Annotated in this window: 26 protein-coding genes; 10 read left to right on the top strand and 16 right to left on the bottom strand. The window is 69.4% G+C overall.

Annotated features, from left to right (window positions below; genetic code table 11):
- Positions 1-4 precede the first annotated feature (4 nt).
- The 11 genes from AC07PU_RS25390 to AC07PU_RS25340 all read right to left on the bottom strand — a co-directional run bounded on the left by AC07PU_RS25390 (position 5) and on the right by AC07PU_RS25340 (position 10,236).
- A complete protein-coding gene (locus tag AC07PU_RS25390; RefSeq protein ID WP_495321380.1) occupies positions 5-949 on the bottom strand; it encodes a 4-hydroxyproline epimerase in 945 nt (314 codons plus the stop codon).
- Positions 950-1,040: 91 nt separating this feature from the next.
- Positions 1,041-2,174 (bottom strand): branched-chain amino acid ABC transporter substrate-binding protein, encoded by a 1,134-nt coding sequence (locus tag AC07PU_RS25385; RefSeq protein ID WP_203203420.1) that lies wholly within the window; start codon positions 2,172-2,174, stop codon positions 1,041-1,043.
- Between the two features lie 82 nt (positions 2,175-2,256).
- Entirely contained in the window at positions 2,257-3,171 is a 915-nt protein-coding gene (locus tag AC07PU_RS25380; protein WP_208513061.1) for a dihydrodipicolinate synthase family protein, read from the bottom strand.
- 146 nt (positions 3,172-3,317) lie between these two features.
- A complete protein-coding gene (locus AC07PU_RS25375) occupies positions 3,318-4,007 on the bottom strand; it encodes an outer membrane lipoprotein (protein WP_495321379.1) in 690 nt (229 codons plus the stop codon).
- Between the two features lie 137 nt (positions 4,008-4,144).
- A complete protein-coding gene (locus AC07PU_RS25370; protein ID WP_495321450.1) occupies positions 4,145-5,458 on the bottom strand; it encodes a HipA domain-containing protein in 1,314 nt (437 codons plus the stop codon).
- Between the two features lie 20 nt (positions 5,459-5,478).
- Positions 5,479-5,949: a helix-turn-helix domain-containing protein gene (locus tag AC07PU_RS25365; RefSeq protein WP_495321378.1), complete on the bottom strand. Its 471-nt coding sequence runs from the start codon at positions 5,947-5,949 to the stop codon at positions 5,479-5,481.
- A gap of 92 nt (positions 5,950-6,041) precedes the next feature.
- Positions 6,042-7,004: a tripartite tricarboxylate transporter substrate-binding protein gene (locus AC07PU_RS25360; RefSeq protein ID WP_395349603.1), complete on the bottom strand. Its 963-nt coding sequence runs from the start codon at positions 7,002-7,004 to the stop codon at positions 6,042-6,044.
- Positions 7,005-7,056: 52 nt separating this feature from the next.
- Positions 7,057-8,259 carry a M20 aminoacylase family protein gene (locus AC07PU_RS25355; protein ID WP_495321377.1) on the bottom strand — a complete coding sequence of 401 codons (1,203 nt, stop codon included), beginning with the start codon at positions 8,257-8,259 and terminating at the stop codon, positions 7,057-7,059.
- Between the two features lie 103 nt (positions 8,260-8,362).
- The gene (locus AC07PU_RS25350) at positions 8,363-9,226 is read right to left on the bottom strand and encodes a pirin family protein (RefSeq protein WP_495321376.1); all 864 of its coding nucleotides are present in this window, start codon (positions 9,224-9,226) and stop codon (positions 8,363-8,365) included.
- Positions 9,223-9,810 carry an NADPH-dependent FMN reductase gene (locus tag AC07PU_RS25345; RefSeq protein WP_495321375.1) on the bottom strand — a complete coding sequence of 196 codons (588 nt, stop codon included), beginning with the start codon at positions 9,808-9,810 and terminating at the stop codon, positions 9,223-9,225. Before AC07PU_RS25345 ends, AC07PU_RS25350 begins: the two co-directional genes overlap by 4 nt.
- Before the next feature lie 39 nt (positions 9,811-9,849).
- A complete protein-coding gene (locus AC07PU_RS25340; RefSeq protein ID WP_495321374.1) occupies positions 9,850-10,236 on the bottom strand; it encodes a DoxX family protein in 387 nt (128 codons plus the stop codon).
- An 86-nt stretch (positions 10,237-10,322) separates the two neighbouring features.
- Here AC07PU_RS25340 and AC07PU_RS25335 point away from each other — a divergent pair, with 86 nt between their 5' ends.
- Genes AC07PU_RS25335 through AC07PU_RS25325 form a run of 3 tightly spaced genes read left to right on the top strand, consistent with a single transcriptional unit; the run spans position 10,323 to position 12,631 of the window.
- Complete coding sequence (locus AC07PU_RS25335) at positions 10,323-11,249, top strand: LysR family transcriptional regulator (RefSeq protein WP_495321373.1); 927 nt, start codon at positions 10,323-10,325, stop codon at positions 11,247-11,249.
- 37 nt (positions 11,250-11,286) lie between these two features.
- A complete protein-coding gene (locus AC07PU_RS25330) occupies positions 11,287-11,763 on the top strand; it encodes an FKBP-type peptidyl-prolyl cis-trans isomerase (RefSeq protein ID WP_057593250.1) in 477 nt (158 codons plus the stop codon).
- A 22-nt stretch (positions 11,764-11,785) separates the two neighbouring features.
- Positions 11,786-12,631, top strand: coding sequence for a DUF6216 family protein (locus tag AC07PU_RS25325; RefSeq protein ID WP_495321372.1), 846 nt, complete (start codon positions 11,786-11,788; stop codon positions 12,629-12,631).
- A gap of 36 nt (positions 12,632-12,667) precedes the next feature.
- On the opposite strand, the gene AC07PU_RS25320 is transcribed toward AC07PU_RS25325, so the two are convergent.
- The gene (locus tag AC07PU_RS25320) at positions 12,668-14,263 is read right to left on the bottom strand and encodes a CYTH and CHAD domain-containing protein (RefSeq protein ID WP_495321371.1); all 1,596 of its coding nucleotides are present in this window, start codon (positions 14,261-14,263) and stop codon (positions 12,668-12,670) included.
- A gap of 222 nt (positions 14,264-14,485) precedes the next feature.
- Here AC07PU_RS25320 and AC07PU_RS25315 point away from each other — a divergent pair, with 222 nt between their 5' ends.
- Positions 14,486-14,902, top strand: coding sequence for a VOC family protein (locus AC07PU_RS25315; protein WP_093351622.1), 417 nt, complete (start codon positions 14,486-14,488; stop codon positions 14,900-14,902).
- A gap of 149 nt (positions 14,903-15,051) precedes the next feature.
- Complete coding sequence (locus AC07PU_RS25310; protein ID WP_495321370.1) at positions 15,052-16,122, top strand: pirin family protein; 1,071 nt, start codon at positions 15,052-15,054, stop codon at positions 16,120-16,122.
- A gap of 4 nt (positions 16,123-16,126) precedes the next feature.
- On the opposite strand, the gene AC07PU_RS25305 is transcribed toward AC07PU_RS25310, so the two are convergent.
- Together AC07PU_RS25305 and AC07PU_RS25300 are read right to left on the bottom strand one after the other, a co-directional pair.
- Positions 16,127-16,417 (bottom strand): YciI family protein, encoded by a 291-nt coding sequence (locus AC07PU_RS25305; RefSeq protein WP_057593253.1) that lies wholly within the window; start codon positions 16,415-16,417, stop codon positions 16,127-16,129.
- 108 nt (positions 16,418-16,525) lie between these two features.
- Positions 16,526-17,854, bottom strand: coding sequence for an Nramp family divalent metal transporter (locus AC07PU_RS25300; RefSeq protein ID WP_495321369.1), 1,329 nt, complete (start codon positions 17,852-17,854; stop codon positions 16,526-16,528).
- A gap of 138 nt (positions 17,855-17,992) precedes the next feature.
- On the opposite strand from AC07PU_RS25300, the gene AC07PU_RS25295 reads away from it, so the two are divergent.
- The 3 genes from AC07PU_RS25295 (at position 17,993) to AC07PU_RS25285 (ending at position 19,652) form a co-directional block, all read left to right on the top strand.
- The gene (locus tag AC07PU_RS25295; protein ID WP_495321368.1) at positions 17,993-18,301 is read left to right on the top strand and encodes a putative quinol monooxygenase; all 309 of its coding nucleotides are present in this window, start codon (positions 17,993-17,995) and stop codon (positions 18,299-18,301) included.
- A gap of 125 nt (positions 18,302-18,426) precedes the next feature.
- Positions 18,427-19,026, top strand: a complete 600-nt coding sequence (locus tag AC07PU_RS25290; RefSeq protein ID WP_495321367.1) for a hypothetical protein — start codon at positions 18,427-18,429, stop codon at positions 19,024-19,026.
- A 23-nt stretch (positions 19,027-19,049) separates the two neighbouring features.
- Entirely contained in the window at positions 19,050-19,652 is a 603-nt protein-coding gene (locus tag AC07PU_RS25285) for a hypothetical protein (protein WP_495321366.1), read from the top strand.
- Between the two features lie 64 nt (positions 19,653-19,716).
- On the opposite strand, the gene gap is transcribed toward AC07PU_RS25285, so the two are convergent.
- Together gap and AC07PU_RS25275 are read right to left on the bottom strand one after the other, a co-directional pair.
- The gene (gene gap / locus AC07PU_RS25280) at positions 19,717-20,718 is read right to left on the bottom strand and encodes a type I glyceraldehyde-3-phosphate dehydrogenase (protein ID WP_495321365.1); all 1,002 of its coding nucleotides are present in this window, start codon (positions 20,716-20,718) and stop codon (positions 19,717-19,719) included.
- A 59-nt stretch (positions 20,719-20,777) separates the two neighbouring features.
- Positions 20,778-22,880 carry a transketolase family protein gene (locus AC07PU_RS25275; RefSeq protein WP_495321364.1) on the bottom strand — a complete coding sequence of 701 codons (2,103 nt, stop codon included), beginning with the start codon at positions 22,878-22,880 and terminating at the stop codon, positions 20,778-20,780.
- A 172-nt stretch (positions 22,881-23,052) separates the two neighbouring features.
- Between AC07PU_RS25275 and speD the strand changes: the two genes are divergently transcribed.
- Both speD and AC07PU_RS25265 read left to right on the top strand, forming a co-directional pair.
- Positions 23,053-23,439 (top strand): adenosylmethionine decarboxylase, encoded by a 387-nt coding sequence (gene speD / locus AC07PU_RS25270; protein ID WP_057593259.1) that lies wholly within the window; start codon positions 23,053-23,055, stop codon positions 23,437-23,439.
- Positions 23,440-23,468: 29 nt separating this feature from the next.
- Complete coding sequence (locus AC07PU_RS25265; RefSeq protein WP_495321449.1) at positions 23,469-24,182, top strand: nucleotidyltransferase family protein; 714 nt, start codon at positions 23,469-23,471, stop codon at positions 24,180-24,182.
- Positions 24,183-24,184 lie beyond the last annotated feature (2 nt).

The raw sequence follows: 24,184 nt of genomic DNA, 5'->3' as shown, positions 1-24,184 counted from the left end.
CGTGTCAGAGCCGGATGCCCCAGGCGAAGGGGTCGGCCTCGTCGATCAGCAGGGTGGCTTCGGCGCTGATGTGGGCGCGGCCGCGCAGCGTGGGGATGACGCGGCCGTCGTCGGCGGGCTCGTAGCGGGCCTCGAAGCGGCTGCCGATCACGCTGGCCTGCGTCCACACCTGGCCGGGCGCGAGCTTGCCGTCGGCCGCGAGGCAGGCGATCTTGGCGCTGGTGCCGGTGCCGCAGGGCGAGCGATCATAGGCATTGCCGGGGCACAGCACGAAGTTGCGGCTGTCGGCGCCGTCCGCGTCGTCGGCGAACAGTTCGATGTGGTCGATCTCCGCGCCCTCGGCGCCCGTGATGCCCTGCGCCGCGAGCGCGCGCCGCAGCGCGGCCGTGTAGTCGGTGAGCGCGGCGAGGTTGTCGCTCGCCACGCGCTGGCCGTGCGCGGCCTCGCTCACGAGGAAGAACCAGTTGCCGCCCCAGGCCACGTCGCCGCGCACCGTGCCATGACCCGGCAGTTCGACGGCCACCTGGTGCAGGTGCCGGTACGCGGGCACGTTGCGCACGCTGACCGCGCCGTCTTCGTGCAGCGTGGTGGTGACGGTGCCCACGGGCGTTTCGATGCGGTGCTCGCCGGGGCCGATGCGGCCCATGTGCGCGAGGCTCGCGACCAGGCCGATGGTGCCGTGGCCGCACATGCCGAGGTAGCCCGCGTTGTTGAAGAAGATCACGCCGGCCGCGGCATCGGCCGCGACCGGTTCGCACAGCAGCGCACCGACCACGACGTCGCTGCCGCGCGGTTCGAGCACGGTGGCGGCGCGCCAGGGGTCGTGCCGCTCGGCCAGCAGCGCGCGGCGCTCGGCCATGCTGCCGCGGCCGAGGTCTGGAAAGCCGCCGGTCACGAGGCGGGTGGGCTCGCCGCCGGTGTGCGAGTCGATGATCTGGATGCGGTGCATGGGGGTTGGCGCATCGCCGTGCATGAAGACGGCGATGCGTTGAAGGAAAAGGAGAAGGAAGGGGCCGCGGCCCCTTCCGGGGAGGTACGACTCAGTAGCTCGCGAGCGCCGTCGGCGCGGCGTTCTTGAAGGTGAACACCGTGATCGGTGCCTGCTTCATGTTGCCCTTGTCGTCGTAGGCATAGGTCGCGGCCACGCCCTTGTAGGTGGTCTTGTAGAGCTCGGCGCCGACCTTGTCGGGATCGATCGAATTGGCCTTGGCCATCGACTCGCCGATGAACATCACCTGGTCGTAGTACGAGGCCGCGTAGGCATCGGCATCGGCGCCGAAGCGCTTCTTGAACTTCTCCTTGAAGGCCGGACCGCTGACCGCCTTCTCGAGGATCGAGCCGCCCTGGGCACAGAACACCGCGTCGTTGACCGCGTCGCCGCCGAGCTTGCCCATCGCGGGGCTGCACAGCGTGTCGCCGCCGAGCAGCTTGGCGTTGATGCCGAGCTGCTTCATCTGCCGCGTCATCGGCGCGCCCTGCGGCGCATAGCCGCCGAAGAAGATCGCTTCGGGCTGCTTGGCCTTCATGTTGGTCAGGATGGCGGTGAAGTCGACCGCCTTGTCGGTGGTGAACTCCTGGCCGACCACGGTGAGGCCCTGCTTCTTCGCTTCCTTGGTGAACTCCTCGGCGAGCCCCTGGCCGAAGGCGGTGCGGTCGTCGATCACGCCGACCTTGGTGACCTTGAGCACCTTGGCCGCGTACACGGCCATGCTGCCGCCGATCTGGTTGTCGCTCGCGATGATGCGGTAGAGGTTCTTGTAGCCGCCCTGCGTGACCTTCGGATTGGTGCCCACGGTCGACAGCAGCACGCCACCGTCGCTGTAGACACGCGAGGCCGGGATGGCCACGCCCGAGCAGTACGGGCCCATGACGAACTTGACGTTGTCGTCGACGAACTTCTGCGCCACGGCCACGCCGCTCTTGGCGTCGCAGGCATCGTCCTCCGACTTCAGTTCGAACTTGAGCGTCTTGCCGCCGACCACGAGCTTCTTCGCGTTGAGCTCCTCGATCGCGAGGCGCACGCCGTTCTCGTTGTCCTTGCCCGCGAATGCATTGGGGCCGGAGAGCGGCCCGGTATGGCCGATCTTGACCACCTGCTCCTGCGCCTTCGCCTGGGTTGCGAGGGCGAGCGCCACGAGGCCGAGCAGCGGAATCATCTTCGATGGTGTCTTCATGCTTCTTCCTGGATAAAGGGACACGGAGGGTACGGGGGAAACGAGGGCGCCGCCCTCGGGGGAAACGCAGCAAACGAAGGGCTTAGGCGACCGACTGGTACTTGGCCGGGCGGGTCGCGAGCGCCTTCTTCACGATGGCCTCGATGGCCTCGCGCTCGGCGCCCACCAGCGGCAGGCGCGGACGGCGCACGTGCTCGGTGCCCACGCCCACGAGGTGGTCGATGAGCTTGAGGTTCTGGACCAGCTTGGTCGAGACGTCGAGGTGCAGCATCGGCGTCATCCACTGGTAGAGCTTGAGCGCCTCGGCGAACTGGCCGGCCTTCATGAGGTCGTACAGCGCCACGGTCTCGCGCGGGAACGCGCAGCCCACGCCGGCCAGCAGGCCATCGCAGCCCAGCGCCAGGCCCTCGTAGGCGAGGTCGTCCACGCCGAGGAACAGCTGGTAGCGGTCGCCGACCGTGTTGCGCAGGTCGGTGATGCGGCGGATGTTGTCGGTGCTCTCCTTGATGGCCGCGATCCATTCGCAGTCGGCCAGCTCGACCATGTGCTCGGGCTTGAGGTCGACCCGGTAGGCCACCGGGTTGTTGTAGACCATCACCGGCTTCTGCGCCGCGTTGGCGATGGTGCGCACGTTGAGCATGGCCTCGCGCGCATCGGCCACGTAGATCACCGAGGGCATGACCATGTAGCCGGCCACGCCGAGCTTGTTGCCGCCCTCGACGTAGCGCAGCGCGTCGCGGGTGCTGGTCTCGGACACGTTGGCCAGCACCGGGATGCGGCCGTCGGCGGCCTCGAGCGCGATCTGCGCGACCTGCAGCTTCTCCTCGAGCGACAGCGTGCTGGCCTCGCCGAGCGAGCCGCAGGTGACGAGGCCGTGGATGCCGTTGCGGATCTGGAAGTCGATGTGGCGCGCGGTGCCTTCGGCATCGATGCGCTCGTCGGCATGGAACTTGGTGGTGACGGCGGGAAAGATGCCTTGCCAGCGGGGGTTGCTCACGAATTCGCTCCTTGGATGGGCCCGGATGGGCGGGGCTGGGACGGAGCGGATTTAAATATATTAACGATATACCGTCAATATTCTCGTAAACGAGCATGCGCCCGGCAGGGCCTGCCGGGCGCGATTCCAGGTGGGGTGGGGAACGCTTACTTGTGGCCGTCGGCCGGGCTCAGCGTGTGGCCCTTGAGCCTGACGGCCTTGCCGATCGGCGGCGCGCTGCGCGTCTCGACGCTGCGCAGCGTGCCGTTGTCCATGCGCACGCCGACCTGGTAGACAGTGACCGTGTGGGTGCGCTTCTCGATCTCGTTGCCCGCGTAGCCGCCGCCGACGGCGCCGAGCACGGTCGCGGCCGTGCGGCCGCCGCCATGGCCGATCTGGTTGCCCACCAGCCCGCCGACCACGCCGCCGGCCACCATGCCGACGCCGCTCGGGCGCTGGGTGCGCTGCACGGCGCGCACCGTCTCGACATGGCCGCAGACCGCGCAGGGCGGGGCGGCCGCGGGTTCGGGCGCGGCGGCCAACGGCGCGGAGCCCGTGGCTGGAACGGGCTGCGGCGCGGCATTCATGGCCGGAGCGGGCGCCGCCGTGGTCGCGCTCGCGGTCGGGCCGGACGGCAAGGGCTGAAGCGCCGGCGGCGCCGCATCGGGCTTGAAGTCGTCGGGCGCCGGGCCGGTGGCCAGGGCCACGGGCGGTGACGCCGCCGTGCCGCCCTGGTGCTTCTGCCACAGCGCGCCGCCGAGCGCGGCCACCGCCACCGCGAGCACGCCGATCACCACCCAGAGCTTCTGCGTTCCGCCCTGGCGCGAGGGCATGCCTGTTGTCGTTGTCTGTTCCATGAAAGCCTTCCTTCCTGCGGTCCGGCCTACGAGCCGGAACCCGGTCCCAGCATCGCTCGCGGAAGGCTGAAGTCAATGCACGGGCGTCCTACACGCCGGCACGCGGCGAGCGCATCCGGCTGGAGGACGAGACCGGGTCAGGACGTCGCGGCGGGCGCCACGCCCGAAAGGAAGCGCCGCGCCTCGGCGCGCATGCCGCGGGAAACGGCCTCCCAGGTCCGCGCGGGAAAGTCCGCGGGCAGCGCGGCCTCGACCTCGGCCAGCGCCTCGTCGAGGGTCTCGACCATCGCGAGCATCGCGCGCCAGGTGTCGTCGCCGCCATTGCGCATCGCGAGCCCCCACCAATGGCGGGCCTGGATGGTGTGCAGCGCGTAGTGCGCGTTCTTCGAGCGCACGGCCATCGCCAGCTCGGCCCGGCGCGGCTGGAACTGGCTCGCGCCGTTGCCGAAGTAGGGCCACATCGAGAGCACGTCGTAGAGCGGCGTCATCTCGTAGACGTCGCCGCGCTGCAGATGGATCGAGAAGTTCTTGGCATGCCCGTCGGTGGCCGCCAGCAGGAAGAAGGCGAGCTGCGCGAGCAGGAACAGCGTGCCGTCGTCCCGGCTGTGGCTTCCCTGCAGCAGTTGCAGGCAGCGCATCATGCCGGGGCCGCCGTGCTGCTCGTACTTGCGCTCGGGCGGCAGCGCCATCGCCTGGCAGAAATCTTCCTGCGGCAGGCGCGCGATCCAGCGCTCGCCGTTCGCGCGCGCCATCCACTCGCGGTCGAAGCGCTCGACCGCCAGGACCTTCTGGTCGCCGAAGGTCGCGACGGACGTCGGCGCGACCGGCAGGCCCAGCGCGCCGACGATCCGCGCGCAGAGCCATTCGTTCTGCACCGAGTCCGAGGCATCGACGCGCCGCGACCCCCCGATCAGCCCCAGCGGCAGCTTGAGGATGTGGGTGGTCGGCGTGGCGCCATGCGGGCGGCACCAGCGGCCGTCGACGCGGGTCAGCGCGGTCTTTTCCTGCGCGCCGGCCAGCGAGATCCGGAACAGGTCGCGGTCGCGCAGCCGCTCGGGCGTCGATTCGGTCGGCACGGCACGCAGCAGCTCGGCCACCTGCTCGTCGCTCAGCGGCTCGCAGTTCACGCGGTCCCAGCCTTCGGGCACCGCGCCGTCGGGCAGCAGCTGCACCGCACCCACGCAGTCGCGGCCGATGGCTTCGAGCAGGTCGAAGACCTTGGTGTTCTTGAGCCCGAAGCGCTGGCCCAGGCGGGCGCGGATCCGCTCGTTGTCGGGCAGCAGGTTGTCGAAGTAGTTGCGCACCGCCTCGCCCTGGACTTCGAGCGCCGTGGTGATCGGCAACGAGAGCGACAGTGAGCGCCGCCGCGGCGACGCGAGCCACGCGGGCTCGTAGCGGAAGGTGTGGGATTCGCGATCGACCGACCAGGTGCCGACGAGTTCGCCGTTCATCCAGGCCTTGAGCGCGCGTCTCACCAGGAGCCCTTCCTCGGCATGGCGGCGAAGCGCCCGCGGACGGCGGGCGCGGGGCCATCCGCGACGGGGCGCGGTGCCTGCGGTTCGGGGGGCGACGGGGCGGCCGCCGCCGGTTCGACGCCTTTTTCCTGGGCGACCGGCGAGGCCGGCAACGGCATCCGCCCATAGGCGTGCACCGCGTTGCGATCCTTCGCGCGCCGATCGCCGTCGGAGAGCTCGGCGCTCGCCGGCGCCGCGAAGGCCGGGGCCTCGTCTTCGTCGCGCAGCGAGATCGACGCGCCCAGCGCCGCCAGCAGCTTCATCAGCTGTTCGAAACCGACGGCCCCCGGATTCGCCTCGATCTCGGCGATCCGGGCCTGGCTGACGCCGACGAGGCTGCCGGCCTGCGCCTGCGTCAGGCCGCGCTTCTTCCGCAGCGCCTGGAGGTGCGCCCGGAGCTGGTCGGCAAAACGAAGGGGGTAGTCCATCTTGCTTTCAAGATATAGGCCCTCCCTTGTTTTGTCAATTTATAGGTTTTGGCTTATTTTTACCTTTTATCTGCCAAAGCTTGTATTCGCCTTCAATCGACCTTCGCCCCCGAGGCCTTCACCACCGCCCCCATCGCATCCCAGTCGGCGCGCAGCAGCTTCTGGAATTCCTCGGCGCTCTGGCTGCGCGGCTCCACGCCCAGCCGCGTGAAGCGTTCCTGGATCGCCGGGTCGGCGATCACCTTGTTGACGGCCGCGTTGAGCCGCTCGACCTCGGCCTTGGGCGTGGCCGCCGGCGCGAGCAGGCCGATCCACGAATCGAAGGCATAGCCGGGCAGGCCGCTTTCGGCCACGGTCGGCAGCTTCGGCAGGAAGGGGCTGCGCGATTGGCCGGTCGAGGCCAGCAGCTTCATGCGCGGATCGCTCTGGAAGCCCATCACGCCGATGCTCGACGAGATCACCGCCTGCACCCGGCCCGCGAGCACCTCGTTGACCGCCTCGCCGGTGGACTTGGTCGGGATGTGCGTCATCTGCAGCCCGGCCTTGGCGAGGAACGAGGCCATCGCGAGGTGCGTGGCGCTGCCGTTGCCGGCCGAGGCGTAGTTGTACTTGCCGGGGTTGGCCTTGACCTCCTTGATGAAGTCGGCCGTGGTCGACACGTTCATGCCGCTGGCCACCGCGAGCACGTAGCCTGCGTTGCCGATGTTGGCCACGCCCACGAAGTCCTTGAGCGGGTCGTAGGGCAGCTTGCTGTAGAGGAAGCCCGCGATGTTGTGGCTCGCGGCCGCGAGCACCAGCGTGTTGCCGTCGGCCGGCGCCTTGGCCGCGATCGCCGCGCCCACGGTGCCGCCCGCACCCGCGCGGTTCTCGACGATGGCGCTCGCATTGAGCGCCGCGCCGAGCTCGTTGTTGAAGGCGCGCGCCACGGTGTCCTGCACCGCGCCGGTGCCGAAGGGCACGACGATGTGGATCACGCGCTGCTGCGCCATCGCGGGCAGCGCGACAGCCGCGAAAGCAAGGGCCAGGAGCGAGCGTCGGGCGAACGGGGTGGTCATCGGTGGGGCCGCTTTCGTCGGGTTGGAGAAAAGAAGAAGTCCGCGTGGACGCTCAGCGCCCCGGCGCGAGCCAGCGCTGCGCCAGCCGCACGAAGTAGCTCGCGCCGATCGGGATGATCTCGTCGTTGAAGTCGAACGAGCTGTTGTGGATGATGCAAGGCCCGGGCCCGTGGCCGTCGAGCCGGTGGTCGCCGTCGCCATTGCCGAGGAAGGCGTAGCAGCCGGGCCGCGCCAGCAGCATGTGGGCGAAGTCCTCGGCGCCCATCACCGCCGGGAAGTCGGTGGTGACCATGTCGTCGCCCACCACCTCGCGCATCACGCCGGCCGCGTAGCGTGCCTCGGCCGGATGGTTCACCGTCGGTGGCGAGGAGCGGTTGAAGAACACCTCGGCCGTGCAGCCGTGCGCCGCCGCCACGCCCGCGGCCACCTCGCGCAGCCGCGCCTCGAGCAGGTCGATGGCCTCGATCGAGAAGGTGCGGATGGTGCCGCCGACCGTGGCCTCGTCGGGAATGATGTTGGGCGCGTCCGAGCCGCGCAGTTGCGTGACCGCGAGCAGCGCGCGCTCGGTGCTCGGGATGGTGCGCGCGACGATGGTCTGCAACTGCTGCGCGAGGTTGACCACCGCCGCCACCGGGTCGATGCCGGTGTGCGGCATCGAGGCATGCGTGCCGCGCCCGTGCAGCGTGATGCGGTAGGTGTTGCTCGAGGCCATGAGCGCGCCCTCGTTGAGCGCGAAGCGGCCCACGTCGCCGACCGGGAAGTTGTGCAGGCCGAAGACCGCGTCGCACGGGAAGCGCTCGAACAGGCCCTCGTCGATCATCTTCTTGGCACCGGCCTTGCCCATCTCCTCCGCGGGCTGGAAGATGAAATGCACCGTGCCGTCGAAGTCGTCCGGGCCCTGCTGCGACAGGTGCCAGGCGGCGGCCAGCAGCATGGTGGTGTGTCCGTCGTGGCCGCAGGCATGCATGCGGCCCGCATGGCGCGACTTGTGGGCGAACTCGTTGGCCTCGTGCAGTGGCAGCGCGTCCATGTCGGCACGCAGGCCGATGGTGCGCGCGCCCGTGCCCTTGCGCAGCACGCCGACCAGGCCGGTGCCCGCGATGCCGCGGTGCACCTCGATGCCCCATTCGGCGAGCAGGCCCGCCACTTTCTCGGAGGTGCGGTGTTCCTCGAAGCCGAGTTCGGGGTGGGCGTGGATGTCGCGCCGGATGTCGACGAAGCGGGCGACGTCGGCGAAGGAATCGACGATGTTCATGGGGGGCGGCTGGCTGAATCGTTCTGGAAGCGAACGATTCTGGCGCAGCCGCCCGGCGCGCGCATGCTCGATTACGCGGCTCGTCAGCGCCGCGCTTCCTGCGCTATGCGGCTCGGCCGAGCCGGCCCTCCTGCCGCAGCTTCGCGCCGATGCGACGGATCTCGGCCTCGCCCTGGTCCAGCGTCGCGCGGCTGGTGTGCACCGAGTAGTGGCCCATCACGAGCTCGTGCGGATGCTTGACCGCCGAGCCCAGCACGAAGGAGGTGTCGCCATGCGCCACCAGCTCGATGGCCTCGCCCGACTCCTCGAACACCGCGAGCTCGCCGTCGCCGATGGGGCCGCCGGCTTCGTCACTCGCGTCGAGCCGGCCGCTCTCCACCGCGAGCCAGCCCACCGTATGGCCGGCCGGCGGCGTGTAGCGCCAGTGCTCGCCCGCCTTCAGCTGCACCGCGAGGTAGTTGATCGGCGCGGGCGCCGGGATCGCGCTGCGCGCCGCGCCGTGGCTGCCGAGCAGCACGCGCGCCGGGCCTTCGCGCGGCACCTGCGAGGGCGCGAGGTAGATGCTCTGCGCGGGCGCGTTCTCTTCCGATGCCGGCAGCGCCACCCAGAGCTGAAAGCCGCGCACGCGCTGCACGCCCGGCGCCGGCGCGCCCGTGTGCCACACGCCATTGCCCGCGCGCATCCATTCGACGCCGCCGCCGCGCAGCACGCCCTGTTCGCCGGTCGTGTCCTCGTAGAGCGTGTCGCCCTCGATCAGCCAGGTCAGCGTGGCGATGCCCGAGTGCGGATGCATGCCGAAGCCGCGGTGGCCGCCTTCGGTGTCGAAGCCGAACAGGTCGAGGAAGACGAAGGGCTTGAGGAATTCGCCGAGGTCGCCCGGGCTCACGAGCCGCGCGATCGGGCCGTGCTTCATGCCGCGCGTGCGATAGACGATGGCGCGGGTCCTGGTCGCGACGTCGGTGCTCATGCGGCCTCCCTCGCTGTCTTCAGCGCCTTGGTCCACCAGGCCAGGTCGTCGAGCATGCCGCCCGCAGCCTGCGCGAGGTGCGGGAAGTCCTCGAAGCTCTTGCCCTGCTGCCAGATGCCGAGGAACTCGACCATGCCGATGTGCACCGCGTTGCGCACCGGCGCCATCTGCATCTCGACCGCGATCAGCCGCAGCTGCTCGATCGCGCGCGCCGCGCCCACGCCGCCGTAGCCCACGAAGCCGATCGGCTTGCGCACGAACTCCTTGTAGGCCCAGTCGATCGCGTTCTTCAGCACCGCGCTCGGGCCGTGGTTGTACTCGGGCGTGACCACGACGAGGCCGTCGAAGCTGGCCAGCTTCGCCTGCCAGCGCTGCGCGGCCTCGTTCTTCACCGGGCCCCAGGCCGGCGCGCCGGCTTCGTTGAAAAAGGGCAGCGGGTGATCGCGCAGGTCGACCAGCTCGAAGGCGAGGTCGGTGCGCTGCTTCGCGATCTCGTGGATCCAGTGCGCGGGCTTCTCGCCGAAGCGGCCTTCGCGGGTCGAGCCGATGACGATGCCGATGAGGGGTTTTTGCTGTTGGGTCATGGGGTACTCCTGAATGGGGTGGGGGGGGACAAAGAGGGATCAGCGCGCGATGGCGGCCGGCCGCGGCACAGGCCGCAGCCGCCACGCCACGAAGGCCGAGAGCAGCGTGAGAACGATGGCCGGCGCGGGGTTGCCGCCGATCAGCACGAGGTGCGTGGCCACGGCGCAGACCATGGTCGCGGCCAGCAGCAGGCCGCCGAGGAAGCCGGTCGCGGGCACGAGCAGCAGCAATGCGCCGCCGACCTCGACCACGCCCGTCACGTAGCGGAACCACTGGCCGAAGCCGATGGCGTCGAACACCTGGACCATCTGCGGCACGCCGGCCAGCTTGGCGGCGCCGGCCGCGCCGAAAGCCAGCGCCAGGAGGATGCGAACGCCCCAGACGATGCGGCGCTGGAGGGGAGAAAGAGCGGACAAGGAAGTCATGGGTACAAGGTTAGGGTCGTACCCATTGATCGACTAGACGGTAGAGTCGGATTGCACTCGTCCATCCATCGAAGGAATCCGACCCCATGCTCGACCTCAACGACATCGCCATGTTCGTGCAGGTGGTGCGCCACGGCAGCTTTGCCGAAGCCGCCCGGCGCCTCGGGCTGCCGCCCAACACCGTGAGCCGGCGCATCCAGCAGCTCGAGGCGCAGCTGGGCACGCGGCTGATGCAGCGCTCGACCCGCAAGCTGACGCTGACCAGCGCGGGCCAGGCTTTTCACGAGCGCTGCGCGGGCGCGGTCGATGGGCTGGTCGAGGCCGGGCAGGAACTGATCACCGGCAGCCATGCGCCCAGCGGCCTGGTGCGGGTGGCGGCGACCGCGGATTTCTTCGATTTCTTCCCGATGGAATGGGTGGCCGACTTCCTGGCCGCGAATCCGCTGGTGCGGGTCGACTTCGTGCTGAGCGATGCCAAGGCCGACCTGATCGCGGAGCAGATCGACGTCGCCTTCCGTGGCGGCGCGCAGCCCGATTCGGGCTACGTCGGCCGCAAGCTGCTGGGCCCGCGCACCGACGGCCTGGTGGCGAGCCCCGCCTACATCGCCGCGCGCGGCGTCCCGGCCACGCTGCAGGAGCTGGCGCAGCACGACTGCGTGACCGCGGCGCATCCCAGCGGCCGCGCGACCTGGCGGCTGGCCGGGCCGGACGGCGAGGAGGAGGTGCAGGTCACGGGCCGCTTCAGCGGCAACACCGCGCAGGCGCTGCGTCGGGCGGCCGTGGCCGGCCTGGGCATCGCGCTGCTGCCGCCCTCGATGGGCCGGCTCGACGTGGCGGCCGGGCGGCTCGTGCCGGTGCTGCCGCGGTACCAGCGCACGGGGCAGGGGCTGACCGTGCTGTACCCGAGCCGCAAGCACCTGCCGCTCGCGGTGTCGGCCTTCATCGCGATGGTGACGCAGAAGCTGAGCACCGAAGAAACGCTGCCCGAGGCCTTCCGCTCGTGGAAGACCTAGCCGTCACGGCCCATCGGTTTGCACGGAAAATGGCCCGATGAAAATCGCAAAAGACACCGTCGTCACCCTCAAGTACAAAGTCGCCGACGCCCAGGGCAAGCTGATCGAAGCCAGCCCCGAGCCCATGGCCTACCTGCATGGCGGCTACGAGAACACGCTCCCCAAGATCGAGGAAGCGCTCGACGGCCAGGAGAAGGGCTACCAGACCACGCTGAATCTCGCGCCCGAGGACGCCTTCGGCCAGCGCGACGAGACGCTGGTGCGCAGCATTCCCAAGACCGACTTCCCGCCGGGCGTGAAGGTGGGCGGCCAGCTGCAGGGCCGCCTCGACGACGGCCGCGAGCACGTGTTCACCGTAATGAAGATCAAGGGCCCGGTCGTCATGCTCGACGGCAACCATCCGTGGGCCGGCAAGGCGCTGCGCTTCAGCCTGACCGTGACGGACGTGCGCGAGGCGCTGCCGGTGGAGATCGAGCATCGCCACGTGCACGGGGCGCACGGCCACCACCACTGAGCGCTAGCTGCGGCTACGTCCGATGGATTCCGCGAGCATTTCCGACGTCTCCAAAGTCTTCAGCATCGCAACGCCGCTGCTCATTTGCGGGGTGTTTTTGTGGGCGATATGGCGGACGGAATCTCGCCATGTGCTGATCCGGCGGCTTTGGCAGCTGGTGCACGGGAATCAGGAGATTTCCGATCCCGAGATCCGGGCTTTCGTCGACGAGCAGACCAGCCTGATCTCTTTTCGGATGTTTGCCGGACTGCCTGTCACGAGTCTGGAGAAAGCGAGAGAGCTCATCCGCTGGGCAAAGCTCAACGGTGTCCAGATGCGAACCCTGCGCGCGTGTGGCGAGTTCTTCGATCCAGATACGCGCGAGGTCAACACACGGAAATTGCCATCGCAGAGTTTGCAGGGAGTGAAGCTCGCAGGCTTCGCTATCGCGGTACTGCTATGCGCTGCCTCTGCAGCAAGCTTGGTCTCGTCGCGCTCGCTGTTGAGTCTGAAGGCTACGAATCGTTTCTTCTTGGCGACGACCACGGACGTGAAGCCACTGTGGCCTCTATGGCCGTTCGATGAGACACCGCTGCGCGCGAGCAACTGCTCGGCAAGCAACGAGGCCATTCAAATCAGCACGTCCTTCACGCCGCAAGAGGTCGGCATCCTCTGCGAGATATTGAAGGATGAAGGGTCCGCGAATTTCTTCAAGGACGCATTGAAAGAGCAGCGTTGGAGCGCCGCGCTTCTCTTCCTGTTTTGCGCATGGCTTTCCTGGATCGCGCTCTTCGCATGGGCAGCAGGAGCTGCCGCGAGGCGTCTGGCCGATCGCCGGCTTGATCCTGCGCTGCCAGGATCTCAACTAAGTCTGGACCTTGGTAACTGAGCGGCGTCGCTCGACTGCTGCCCGCATTGCGGCAGCTCAGCTCTTTTTCTTCTTCCAGAAGCGACGCGCGCCCTCGATCTTTTCCAGCGCCTCCCGGCAGGCCGCCGCGCCCGCCGCGTGCCGCGCGCTGAACCAGCCCACCGCGAACCACGCGCGCGCATCGTGCGCGGTGGCTTCGCGGTACAGGGCCATCGCGACGGCCTCGTCGTTGAACTCGCCCAATGCGTCCTGCGCGGGACGCAGGCGCTTCAGGTAGCGCTCGGCGGCGCTCTTGTCGTCGCTCTTCTTCTCGTCCCGGGTCTCGAACAGCGGCGCCGCGAATTCGGCGAGGTAGCGCAGGCGCTTGAGGCGCTTGCGCACGCGGTGCTGGCTGTCGGTGTCCAGCGATTCGAAGCGGCCGCCATCGCGCAGGGCCTGCTCGTGCAGGCGTTGCAGGCGCTTGCGCAGGAAGCGGCGGGCGTCGTCGGGATTCAGCGGCGTGACGGCGGGCGGCGCGCCCTCCGCGGCCGGTTCGGGCACCGGGGCCTCGGTCGCGGTGAAGCCGATCAAGGCCACCAGCACCGCCTGGAACGCGGGCGCACGCACGGCCTCGCCGGACGAGAGCTTCGTAGCGTCCGTGCCGGCCGCCTCGCCGGCCAGCGGATCCACCTCGGGCGCCCCGGCCTCGCGCAGCTTCGGCTGCGCGATCTTCGCCACCTGCTCGCGGTCGCGCAGCGCGCCCAGTGCGCGGAAGCAGTCGACCAGCGCCGGCTCCCAGCCCGCGCGGTCGAAGGCGCCAGTGGGGTCGAGCCCCTCGAGTTCGCGCAGGGCCGTGCGCAGGCGGCGGATGCCGATGCGCAGTTGATGGACCTGTTCCTCGTCGTCGCTGCCCGCGGCCACTTCGGTGGCATTCGGCAGGATCTGCGCGAGGCAGTTCGCGACCACGGCGCGCTGGATCGCGCGGCCATCGGGCGCGCTCGCGAAGCGCGGCGGCTCGGCCTTGACGGCGGGCACCACGTCGAGCCCCGCGAGCAGGCGCGCGCCGCGCTCGGCCTTCGAGATGGTGCTGAACCACAGCCCGTGCTGCTGCGACCAGCGCTGCGCGAGCGCGACCAGCCCCGGCACGCTGCCGCGCTTGAGTTCGAGCTCGAGTTCGCAGACCGGCGATTCGCGCTGTTCGGGCGTGCCGGCATGCGCCACCACCTTGCCGACATCAAGCGCCAGTTCGGCGACGACACCGCCGGGCCCGGTGCTGCGCACGTCGCGCGTGAGCCGCACGATGTCGGTGGATTGGCGTTCGACCAGCACCGCGGGCTGCCCATCCTCGCCCGCGAGCGCCTGCGCCAGCCGCTCGCCGACCGGCGTGCCCTGGTGGCGCTGCGGGTCGATGCCCGGCGAGGCGCCCGCGGTGCCGAGGTCGACGTTGTGCTCGAGCCGGTGCAGCGCGTTGTCGCCGGTGACTTTCACCGTCTGCACCCAGCGCCGGCCCTCCTTGCGCAGCCGCAGCACGATGCCCTGCGCGGCCAGCCGCTCGTCGGCGGTGTCGAAGTAGCGCGCCTGCAGCCGCGTGCGCACCACGGCACCGCGGCGCAGCGCGGCGTCGACGGCCTTCAGGCGGTCGGCGGGGATGTGGAACTTGAATTCGATTTCCATGAGCCGGCCATGATGCACGCTGCGCGCCGTGGCGCCACCGATCGACGCACGGCGCGCGCGGGCATCGGGGCGGGCCGCCGGGGGCCGGAAGCGTCTTCTTGCAAATTGATGTGGACACCGTCCATTTTGTTTTGCATAATTTGTGGACGCTGTACACAACAACCCGTCCAGCGCCCCGAAGCCCCCTTTTTCTTTCTCTTCTTTCGACGCACAGGAAACACCATGGCCACCAAGCAGATCTTCGTGAACCTCCCCGTCAAGGACCTCGACAAGTCCAAGGCTTTCTTCAACGCGCTGGGCTACAACTTCAACCCGCAGTTCACCGACGCCAATGCCGCCTGCATGGTGGTGCAGGAAGGCAGCATCCACGCGATGCTGCTGGTCGAGTCCTTCTTCAAGACCTTCACCGACAAGGCGATCGCCGACACCCGCACCAGCACCGAAGTGCTGCTGTGCCTGTCGTGCGAGAGCCGCGCCGAGGTCGACGAGCTGGTGGCCAAGGCGGTCGCCGCCGGCGGCACCACGCCGCGCGCGCCGCAGGACCTCGGCTTCATGTACGGCCATGGCTTCCAGGACCTCGACGGCCACCTCTGGGAACTCGTGTTCATGGACCCGAACGCGCAGATGCCGCAGCAATAAGAGCGGCAGGCGGTCCGGCGATGCCCATCGTTCCATCCGCGAGCCGCACTGTCGCGCGCTTGCGCCCTTCCGATGGGCGCAAGCGCCCCGACATAGGGGCCAAGGACGCCGCGCCATCGACGGCGTCCGATCCCGAAAGGAAGGCCGACGTGCCCACCGCCACCGCCAGCTACAACCCCATCGTGGGGATCAAGCCCCTGGGCTTCCCGTGGGAGACGGTCGACCCGTTCCTGTTCTGCGTCTACCACGACGACGCCTATCCGCGCGCCAATGCGCAGATGGGCCCCGAGGCCTCGCTCGCGGGCCGCGACATCGGCCAGGACTTCAGCCGCAAGGACGGCTGGAGCATGTACCACGGCGAGACCGTGCCGGGCTTTCCCTCGCATCCGCACCGCGGCTTCGAGACCGTGACCATCGTGCGCAAGGGCCTGATCGACCATTCCGACTCGCTGGGCGCCACCGCGCGCTTCGGCGGCGGCGACGTGCAGTGGCTCACGGCCGGCAAGGGCATCGTGCATTCGGAGATGTTCCCGCTGCTCGACGCCGGCGCGCCGAATCCGCTCGAGCTGTTCCAGATCTGGCTGAACCTGCCGGCCGCCAGCAAGATGGCCGAGCCGCATTTCACGATGTTCTGGTCGGAAGCGATCCCGCGCCTGGTGGTCGAGTCGCCGCGCGGCGGCCGCACCGAGATCGCGGTGATCGCGGGCCAGCTCGGCAACGCGGCCGAGGCCGGCGCGCCCGCGCCCATCGATCCGCTGGCGCCGCCGCCCGATTCCTGGGCCGCGCGCACCGAGGCCGACGTGGCGATCTGGACCCTGCGCATGACGCCCGGCGCCGACTGGACGCTGCCAGCCGCCAGCGGCGCAGGCACGCGGCGCATGCTGTACTTCTTCAAGGGCGCGCAGGCGCGCATCGCGGGCCGCGAGGTGCAGGGGCCGGCGGCCATCGAGCTGCATGCCGGCATCGCGGTCGAGATCGTCAACGGCGACGCCGACACGGCCGAGTTCCTGCTGCTGCAGGGTCGCCCGATCGCCGAGCCGGTGGTGCAGTACGGGCCCTTCGTGATGAACACGCAGGCCGAGATCAGCCAGACCCTGGCCGACTACCGCCGCACGCAGTTCGGCGGCTGGCCCTGGGACGACGGGGCGCCGGTGCATGGCCGGGACCCGGCACGCTTCGCGCGGCACCCGGGTGGGCGCGAGGACAAGCCGGCGAGTTGAAGACTCAAAAGGTCTTGAGCATCTCGGCGCCCAGCGCCGTCATGCTCGGCACGAACTCGATCACCTCGGCGCGCGCCACCTCGCCCTGGACGAAGGGGTCGCGCGCCAGCACGGCCTCGAGCGCGGCGCGGTCGCCCGAGCGCGCGATGATCACGCCGCCGCGGCGCGGCACCTGGCGGCCCGAGGCGATGAACAGCCCGCTCTCGTAGTGCTTCCGCAGCCACACCATGTGCGCGTCGATCAGCGCGTCGACCTCCTCGAGGGGGCGGATGTAGGTGAGGGTCACGATGAACATGCGCGGGGCTTCCTGGGTGATGCGACGGGCCCGATGCTAGGGCCTTCGCATGACCGCCCGAAGCCGCGCCGGGTAACCGGATGCAAATCCGCGACCGACGGTCGGCGCTCAGCCGATGCCCAGCACCACCGACGCCACCAGCCACACATTGGCCGCGCTGATCACGCCGAACAGCAGCCAGGCCAGCGACTTCACCACCGGCCCGTTCGCGAAGCCGCCCATCAGCGTGCGGTCGCTCGTGAAGCGGATCAGCGGCCACATCGCGAACGGCAGCTGGAAGCTCAGCACCACCTGGCTCAGCACCAGCATCTTGCCCACGCCGCCGTCGCCGAACCACCACACGCCGACGAAGGCCGGCACCAGCGCCAGCGCGCGCGTGATCAGGCGCCGCTGCCAGCACGGGATCTTCAGGTCGAGAAAGCCTTCCATGATGATCTGGCCCGCGATGGTGCCGGTGAAGGTCGAGCTCTGGCCCGAGGCCAGCAGCGCCACGCCGAACAGCGTGGCCGCCAGCGCGCTGCCCACCACCGGCTCGATCAGCCGGTAGGCATCGTCGATCTCGGTCACCGCCGTGTGGCCGGTGCCGTGGAAGGCGCTGGCCGCGAGCACCATGATGGCCGCGTTGACCAGCAGCGCGAGCGACAACGAGACCACCGCGTCGAGCGTGCAGAAGCGCACCGCCTCGCGCCGCGCGGGCTCGGTCGGCGCCACCAGCCGGGTCTGCACGATCGACGAATGCAGGTAGAGGTTGTGCGGCATCACGGTCGCGCCCACGATGCCGATCGCGAGATAGAGCGCGCCCGGGTGGTGCAGCCGCTCGAGCATCGGCACGAAGCCGACCGCCACGCCGAACCAGTTGGGCGGCGCCATCGCGAGCTCGACCACGAAGCAGGCCGCGATGGTGCCGACCAGGCCGAGCACGATCGCCTCCACGCGCCGGAAGCCCGCGCCCTGCAGGCCCAGCACCAGCAGGGTGTCGAAGGCGGTGATGAGGATGCCCACCGGGATCGAGACGCCGAACAGCAGGTGCAGCGCGAGCGCGCTGCCGAGCACCTCGGCCAGGTCGCAGGCCACGATGGCCAGCTCGGCGCCGAGCCAGAGGAAGCGGTTGACGCGCGGCGAATAGCGCTCGCGGCAGGCGCGCGCCAGGTCCTTCTGCGCGATCAGCCCGAGCCGCACGCACAGGGTCTGCAGCAGCATCGCCGCGAGGCTCGCGAGCAGCACCACGAACAGCAGGCCGTAGCCGAAGCGCGAGCCGGCCTCGATGTCGGTGGCCCAGTTGCCCGGGTCCATGTAGCCCACCGACACCAGCAGCCCCGGGCCCGCGTAGCGCAGCAGCTTGCGGCCGAAGGACAGCTCCTGCGGCACCGCGACGCTGCCCTTCACCTCGGACGGACAGAAGGGCGCGGTGGCGGTGCGGGGCAGCGGGAAGAACATGCGCGCGATGATAGGGACAAGCCCCGGGCCTTGTCGCCCAGCGGACCTGCGCCCCGGCAGGCCCGCGCGGAATCTCTTAGATTCGAAGGCTCGCGGCCGCACCGGCCCGTTCTTCCCATCCCCAGGAGACCCTCGCCCATGATCCACGTCGTCGCCGTCCTCACCGCCAAGCCCGGCCAGCGCGCCGCACTGCTCGCCGCCTTCGCCGAGAACCGTGCCGCGGTGCTGGCCGAGAAGGGCTGCATCGAATACGGCGCCACCATCGACGCGCAGGGCATCCCGCCCTCGAAGGCCAGCTTCGGCGCCGACACCTTCGTCGTGATCGAGAAGTGGGAGACGCTGGCCGACCTGCAGGCCCATGCGGTCGCGCCGCACATGAAGGCCCATGGCGAGAAGACCAAGGCACTGGTCGAGAGCAAGCTCATCCACGTGCTCGAGCCGGTCTGAGGCCGCGCGCCCGACGGGCGCTTCTTTCTCCTTCGTCGCCTACCCCTTTCCGTTGTATTCGTGCGCACGGGATGCTGCTACCTTTGCCGGCAGCCGTTCAACGACACAGAGAGGGGACCACGGACATGGCGATCTTCCGTTCGCAAGGCCTGCGCCGCTGCGCGCGCGCCGCCGCGGTGCCCGCCGCGCTGGCCGCGCTCGTGCTGCTGGCCAGCGGCTGCGCGCCGCTGATGGCGCCGCCCTACGCGGCCGACTACGAGGCGCTCGACCGCCTCGAGGCCACGCGCCCCGGGATGGTGGCGGTGGCACGGGCCCAGCCCACCGATCCCGAGGACAAGGTCAACAACGTGCGCATGCGCAGCACGCGCCTGGTCTCGCCCAACGGCAGCTTCGCGCTCTACCTCGAGGAGGCGATGCGGCGCGACCTGGCCGAGATCTCGGTGCTCGACCCGAAGGCGCCCACGCGCATCGCGGCGCGCATCCTGCTCAACGAGCTCGACCTCGGCGTGTTCAACGGCGGCGGCCGCATGGAGGTCGAGATCGTGGTCACGCGCGGCGACACGCAGCGGCTGCGCCGCACCTACCGCGGCGAGACCAGGTTCGAATCGGGCTACGGCGCCGCGGTGGCCGTGCCGGCCGGCCAGGCCGAGTACCCGCGCCTGGTGCGCGCGCTGCTGCGCCAGGTCTATGCCGATCCGCAGTTCGTGGCGGCGATCCGGCCATGACGACAACGACACGAGGCGCCGCCATGTCCCTGCGCTCTTCCTGCACGCGCGCCGCCGGCATCGCCGCCCTCGCCTTCGGCGCGCTGCTGCTCGCGGCCTGCACCCATCCGATCACCATGGTCACCGACCCGGCGCCACCGCGTTCGCTGCAGCACCTGGTGCAGAAGAAGGTGGCCTACGTGATGACCGACGCGCAGCGCGACACCCAGGTGGTCACGCCCGGCGGCAGCGGCGACAAGGTCAGCTACTTCCCCTACCGCGACCTCGAGAAGCCGGTGCGCGACGCGCTGCGCTCCGTCTACCGCGACGTGGTGGTGCTGCGCACCGCGAACGACGTGAAGGCCAACCAGGCGGCCGGCATCGCGCTGGTGTTCACGCCGAAGATCACGACCGACTCGAGCTCCACCTCGCTGCTGGCCTGGCCGCCGACCTCGTTCACGGCCGAGGTGCAGTGCGTGGTCACCGATGCCGCGGGCGCCGAGGTCACGCGGGTGCGCGCGGTCGGCAACGGCACGGCCGAGTTCGGCGAGTACAAGGGTGACTTCGGTCTGGCCGCGCGGCGCGCCGCGGCGCGCATGGCAGGGCAGCTCGCGAGCGAGATACGGCGCAACGAGAAGCTGCGCTGAAGGCGGCGCCCCCAAAGAAAAAACGCGCCCCGGGGAGCGCGTTCTTCCTGGCGGGTTCGAAGGCTTACTTCGAGACGACCTTCACCATCTCGAGGCACTTGTTCGAGTAGCCCCATTCGTTGTCGTACCAGCTCACGAGCTTCACGAAGGTGCCGTCGAGCGCGATGCCGGCTTCGGCGTCGAAGATCGAGGTGCGCGGGTCGCCGCGGAAGTCGGTGGCCACCACCTTGTCTTCCGTGTAGCCCAGCACGCCCTTGAGCGCGCCTTCGCTCTGCGCCTTCATCTCGGCGCAGATTTCCTTGTACGTGGCTTCCTTCACCAGCTCGACCGTCAGGTCGACCACCGACACGTCGGAGGTCGGCACGCGGAAGCTCATGCCCGTGAGCTTCTTGTTGAGCTCGGGGATCACCACGCCCACGGCCTTGGCCGCGCCCGTCGACGACGGGATGATGTTTTCCAGGATGCCGCGGCCGCCGCGCCAGTCCTTGTTGCTCGGGCCGTCCACGGTCTTCTGCGTGGCGGTGGCCGCGTGCACGGTGGTCATCAGGCCGCGCTTGATGCCCCACTTGTCGTTGAGCACCTTGGCCAGCGGGGCCAGGCAGTTGGTGGTGCAGCTGGCGTTGCTGACGATGGCTTCGCCGGCGTACTTCTTGTCGTTCACGCCGTAGACAAACATCGGCGTGTCGTCCTTCGACGGAGCCGACAGGATCACCTTCTTGGCGCCCGCGTCGATGTGCTTCTGCGCGGTTTCCTTGGTGAGGAACAGGCCGGTCGACTCGAGCACGATGTCGGCGCCGACCTCGTTCCACTTCAGTTGCGCGGGGTCGCGCTCCTGCGTCAGGCGGATCTTCTTGCCGTTCACGATCAGCGTGTTGCCTTCGACCGTGACCTCGCCCTTGAAGCGGCCGTGCACCGAGTCGTACTGCAGCATGTAGGCCAGGTAGTCGGGCTCGAGCAGGTCGTTGATGGCAACGATTTCGATCTCGTTCTTGAAGTTCTGCACGGCTGCGCGCAGCACGTTGCGGCCGATGCGGCCGAAGCCGTTGATACCGAGTTTGATAGCCATCTGACTTGCTCCTAAGGTTGAAAAACTTGTGATCGGACCGGAAGAAGGGCGCGCGGCGCTCAGTCGCGCAGGGCCGCTTCGACCGTGGCGGCGACGTTCTCGGCCGTGAAGCCGAAGTGCTTGAACAGCACCGGCGCGGGGGCCGATTCGCCGTACGTGTCGATGCCGACGACGGCGGCGCAGCCGTACTTCCACCAGCCATCGGTGCAGCCCATCTCGACCGCGACGCGCGGCAGCTTCTTCGGCAGCACGGCCTTCTTGTAGGCCAGGTCCTGGCGATCGAAGGTGGTGGTCGAGGGCATCGACACCACGCGCACCGCGATCTTCTTCTCGGCCAGCAGCTTCTGCGCGGCCAGCGCGAGCTGCACTTCGGAACCGGTGGCGATCAGGACCGCCGCGGTCTTCTTGTTCTTCAGGCCGACGTTCTCGGGCTCGGACAGCACGTAGGCGCCGCGGCTGATGTCGCCGAGTTCGCTCTTCGCCGCATAGGCGATGTTCTGGCGGCTCAGCAGCAGCGCGGTCGGGCGCGACTGGTTCTGCAGCGCCACGGCCCAGGCCACGGCGGTTTCGGCCGTGTCGCCCGGACGCCAGACGTCGAGGTTGGGGATCAGGCGCAGCGAGGCGGCATGCTCGATCGACTGGTGCGTCGGGCCGTCTTCGCCCAGACCGATGGAGTCGTGCGTGAACACGTGGATCACGCGGTGCTTCATCAGCGCGGCCATGCGGATTGCGTTGCGGCTGTAGTCGCTGAAGGTCAGGAAGGTGCCACCGTAGGGGATGTAGCCGCCATGCAGCGCCACGCCGTTCATGATCGCGGCCATGCCGAACTCGCGCACGCCGTAGTTGATGTGGCGGCCGATGGTGCCGTGCGGGGCTTCGGCCGGCGCTTCGGACTTGGCTTCGTCTTCCGCGCCGGGCTTGGCCTCGACCGCCGGCACGTTCATGACCACGGCGCCGGTCTTCGGATCGAAGCGCAGTGCGGCGGTGCTCTTGGTATTGGTGAGGTTCGAGCCGGTCAGGTCAGCGCTGCCGCCGAGCATTTCGGGCAGCGCGGCCGTGAACGATTCCAGCGCGAGCTGGCTGGCCTTGCGGCTGGCCACGGTCTCGGCCTTGGTGTGCGCGGCCACCACGGTGTCGAACGCGACCTGGTGGAATTCCTTGGGCAGTTCGCCCTTCATGCGGCGCGTGAACTCGCCGGCCAGCTCGGGGTAGGCGACGGCGTAGGCGGCGAAGCGCTCGTTCCAGTCGGTCTCGAGGCGGTGGCCTTCGTCCTTGTGGTTCCAGTCGGCATAGACCTCGGCCGGGATCTCGAAGGCCGGCGCGGTCCAGCCCAGGGCTTCGCGCGTGAGCTTGATTTCCTCGGCGCCGAGCGCCTCGCCGTGCGCCTTGGCGGTGCCGGCGCGGTTCGGGCTGCCCTTGCCGATGGTGGTCTTGCAGACGATCAGCGTGGGGCGCGACTCTTCCTTCTTCGCCTTGGCGATGGCCTTCGACACTTCCTTGGCGTCGTTGCCGTCGATCGGGCCGATGACGTTCCAGCCGTAGGCCTTGAAGCGCTCTTCCGTGTTGTCGATGAACCAGGGCTTGACCTGGCCGTCGATGCTGATGCCGTTGTCGTCGTACAGCGCAATCAGCTTGTTGAGGTGCCAGGCGCCGGCCAGCGCGCAGGCTTCGTGGCTGATGCCTTCCATCATGCAGCCATCGCCCAGGAAGGCGTAGGTGTGGTGGTCGACGATGTCGTGGCTCTTGCGGTTGAACTCGGCGGCCAGCAGCTTCTCGGCCAGCGCGAAGCCCACGGCATTGGTGATGCCCTGGCCCAGCGGGCCGGTGGTGGTTTCCACGCCGGGGGTCACGTCGACCTCGGGGTGGCCCGCCGTCTTGCTGTGCAGCTGGCGGAAGTTCTTGAGCTCGTCGATCGGCAGGTCGTAGCCGGTCAGGTGCAGCACCGCGTACAGCAGCATCGAGGCGTGGCCGTTCGACAGCACGAAGCGGTCGCGGTCGAACCAGTGCGGGTTGGCGGGGTTGTAGCGCAGGTGCTCGCCCCACAGTGCGACGGCCATGTCGGCCATCCCCATCGGTGCGCCCGGATGTCCGGAATTGGCTTGTTGAACGGCATCCATAGCCAACGCGCGGATCGCGTTGGCCATCAGGGCTTGGTTGGCCATGGGCAGGGAACTTTCGGGGGAGTTGGGTGGGAGGGACTCGGGAGAACCCGCGATTTTACCGGGCGAGCCCGAACCGGCACCGACAGCCTGCTGACACCCCTCTGCGCTTATTTTGCGCAGCCGGCCGGACCCGCGTTTTCCCTCATGGGCGATGTACTAAAGTCGCGGACATATGCACGGGCTGCACCTCACCGCCGACCTTCACGATTGCCAATGCGGCGCGCAGTGGCTCACCGACGGCGAGGCGCTCGGCGCCGTCTGCCTCAAGGCCGTGTCGGCCGCGGGGCTGCAGCCGGTGGGCAAGCTGGTCCACGGCTTCCCGGCCACCGCGCACGGCCCGGGCGGCGTCACCGCCACCGTGCTGCTGGCCGAATCGCACCTGTGCCTGCACACCTGGCCCGAGCAGCGCGCCGTCACGCTCGACGTCTACGTCTGCAACTTCGGCGGCGACCACTCGGCCAAGGCGCATGCGCTGATGGACTGCCTGGTCTCGCTGTTCCGCCCGCGCCACAGCGAACGCAACGAGCTGCAACGCGGGCGCGTGGCGGCCGGCGCTTGAGCCGGGACGCGACGGTGGCGGCCAAGGCCATGGTGCTCGCGGCTGGTCGCGGCGAGCGCATGCGACCGCTGACCGACACCACCCCCAAGCCCCTGCTCGAGGTCCGCGGCAAGCCGCTGATGCAATGGCCGATGGAGGCGCTGGCGGCCGGCGGCTTCACCGAGCTGGTGCTCAACACGGCCTGGCTCGGCGACCGGATCTCCGGCCACTTCGGCTCGAAACCGTTGCTGGGCGGCCAGGTGGCGCTATCGATTTCATACTCCGACGAGGCCCGAGACTTCGGCGGCGCGCTCGAGACCGCCGGCGGCATCGTGCGTGCGCTGCCGCTGTTGGGCGATCCGTTCTGGGTCGCGGCAGGCGACGTGTTCGCGCCCGGCTTCGTCTTCACCCAGGCCGCGGTCGAGCGCTTCGTGGCGAGCGGCAAGCTCGCGCACCTTTGGCTGGTGCCCAATCCCGCGCACAACCTGAAGGGCGACTTCGGCCTCTCGGCCGAGGGCCTCGCGCTCAACACGGCGGACGGCCCGCGCCACACCTTCTCGACCATCGGCCTGTACCGCGCCGCGCTGTTCGCGCCGCCCTACTGCGCCATCCCTTGCGGAAACCCCGGCGGCGTCAAAGCCCCGCTGGCGCCGATCCTGCGTGCCGCGATGGACAATGGCCTGGTGAGCGCCGAGCTCTACACCGGCCCCTGGACCGACGTGGGAACGCCCGAGCGCCTCGCCGAACTCAACCGGCCTTCGTAGCC

This window comes from Variovorax sp. GW821-FHT10D07 (assembly GCF_059415325.1).
This window is presented reverse-complemented; position numbering and strand designations above follow the sequence as displayed.

Coding starts and splice junctions, on each gene's coding strand:
- AC07PU_RS25360 (WP_395349603.1), bottom strand. CDS start 7,004: ATGACCACCCCGTTCGCCCGACGCTCGCTCCTGGCCCTTGCTTTCGCG.
- AC07PU_RS25300 (WP_495321369.1), bottom strand. CDS start 17,854: ATGTTCTTCCCGCTGCCCCGCACCGCCACCGCGCCCTTCTGTCCGTCC.
- AC07PU_RS25285 (WP_495321366.1), top strand. CDS start 19,050: ATGTCCCTGCGCTCTTCCTGCACGCGCGCCGCCGGCATCGCCGCCCTC.
- AC07PU_RS25295 (WP_495321368.1), top strand. CDS start 17,993: ATGATCCACGTCGTCGCCGTCCTCACCGCCAAGCCCGGCCAGCGCGCC.
- AC07PU_RS25325 (WP_495321372.1), top strand. CDS start 11,786: ATGGATTCCGCGAGCATTTCCGACGTCTCCAAAGTCTTCAGCATCGCA.
- AC07PU_RS25365 (WP_495321378.1), bottom strand. CDS start 5,949: ATGGACTACCCCCTTCGTTTTGCCGACCAGCTCCGGGCGCACCTCCAG.
- AC07PU_RS25315 (WP_093351622.1), top strand. CDS start 14,486: ATGGCCACCAAGCAGATCTTCGTGAACCTCCCCGTCAAGGACCTCGAC.
- AC07PU_RS25290 (WP_495321367.1), top strand. CDS start 18,427: ATGGCGATCTTCCGTTCGCAAGGCCTGCGCCGCTGCGCGCGCGCCGCC.
- AC07PU_RS25370 (WP_495321450.1), bottom strand. CDS start 5,458: ATGAACGGCGAACTCGTCGGCACCTGGTCGGTCGATCGCGAATCCCAC.
- AC07PU_RS25355 (WP_495321377.1), bottom strand. CDS start 8,259: ATGAACATCGTCGATTCCTTCGCCGACGTCGCCCGCTTCGTCGACATC.
- AC07PU_RS25275 (WP_495321364.1), bottom strand. CDS start 22,880: ATGGCCAACCAAGCCCTGATGGCCAACGCGATCCGCGCGTTGGCTATG.
- AC07PU_RS25330 (WP_057593250.1), top strand. CDS start 11,287: ATGAAAATCGCAAAAGACACCGTCGTCACCCTCAAGTACAAAGTCGCC.
- AC07PU_RS25340 (WP_495321374.1), bottom strand. CDS start 10,236: ATGACTTCCTTGTCCGCTCTTTCTCCCCTCCAGCGCCGCATCGTCTGG.
- AC07PU_RS25320 (WP_495321371.1), bottom strand. CDS start 14,263: ATGGAAATCGAATTCAAGTTCCACATCCCCGCCGACCGCCTGAAGGCC.
- AC07PU_RS25350 (WP_495321376.1), bottom strand. CDS start 9,226: ATGAGCACCGACGTCGCGACCAGGACCCGCGCCATCGTCTATCGCACG.
- gap (WP_495321365.1), bottom strand. CDS start 20,718: ATGGCTATCAAACTCGGTATCAACGGCTTCGGCCGCATCGGCCGCAAC.
- AC07PU_RS25385 (WP_203203420.1), bottom strand. CDS start 2,174: ATGAAGACACCATCGAAGATGATTCCGCTGCTCGGCCTCGTGGCGCTC.
- AC07PU_RS25345 (WP_495321375.1), bottom strand. CDS start 9,810: ATGACCCAACAGCAAAAACCCCTCATCGGCATCGTCATCGGCTCGACC.
- speD (WP_057593259.1), top strand. CDS start 23,053: ATGCACGGGCTGCACCTCACCGCCGACCTTCACGATTGCCAATGCGGC.
- AC07PU_RS25335 (WP_495321373.1), top strand. CDS start 10,323: ATGCTCGACCTCAACGACATCGCCATGTTCGTGCAGGTGGTGCGCCAC.
- AC07PU_RS25265 (WP_495321449.1), top strand. CDS start 23,469: ATGGTGCTCGCGGCTGGTCGCGGCGAGCGCATGCGACCGCTGACCGAC.
- AC07PU_RS25390 (WP_495321380.1), bottom strand. CDS start 949: ATGCACCGCATCCAGATCATCGACTCGCACACCGGCGGCGAGCCCACC.
- AC07PU_RS25375 (WP_495321379.1), bottom strand. CDS start 4,007: ATGGAACAGACAACGACAACAGGCATGCCCTCGCGCCAGGGCGGAACG.
- AC07PU_RS25305 (WP_057593253.1), bottom strand. CDS start 16,417: ATGTTCATCGTGACCCTCACCTACATCCGCCCCCTCGAGGAGGTCGAC.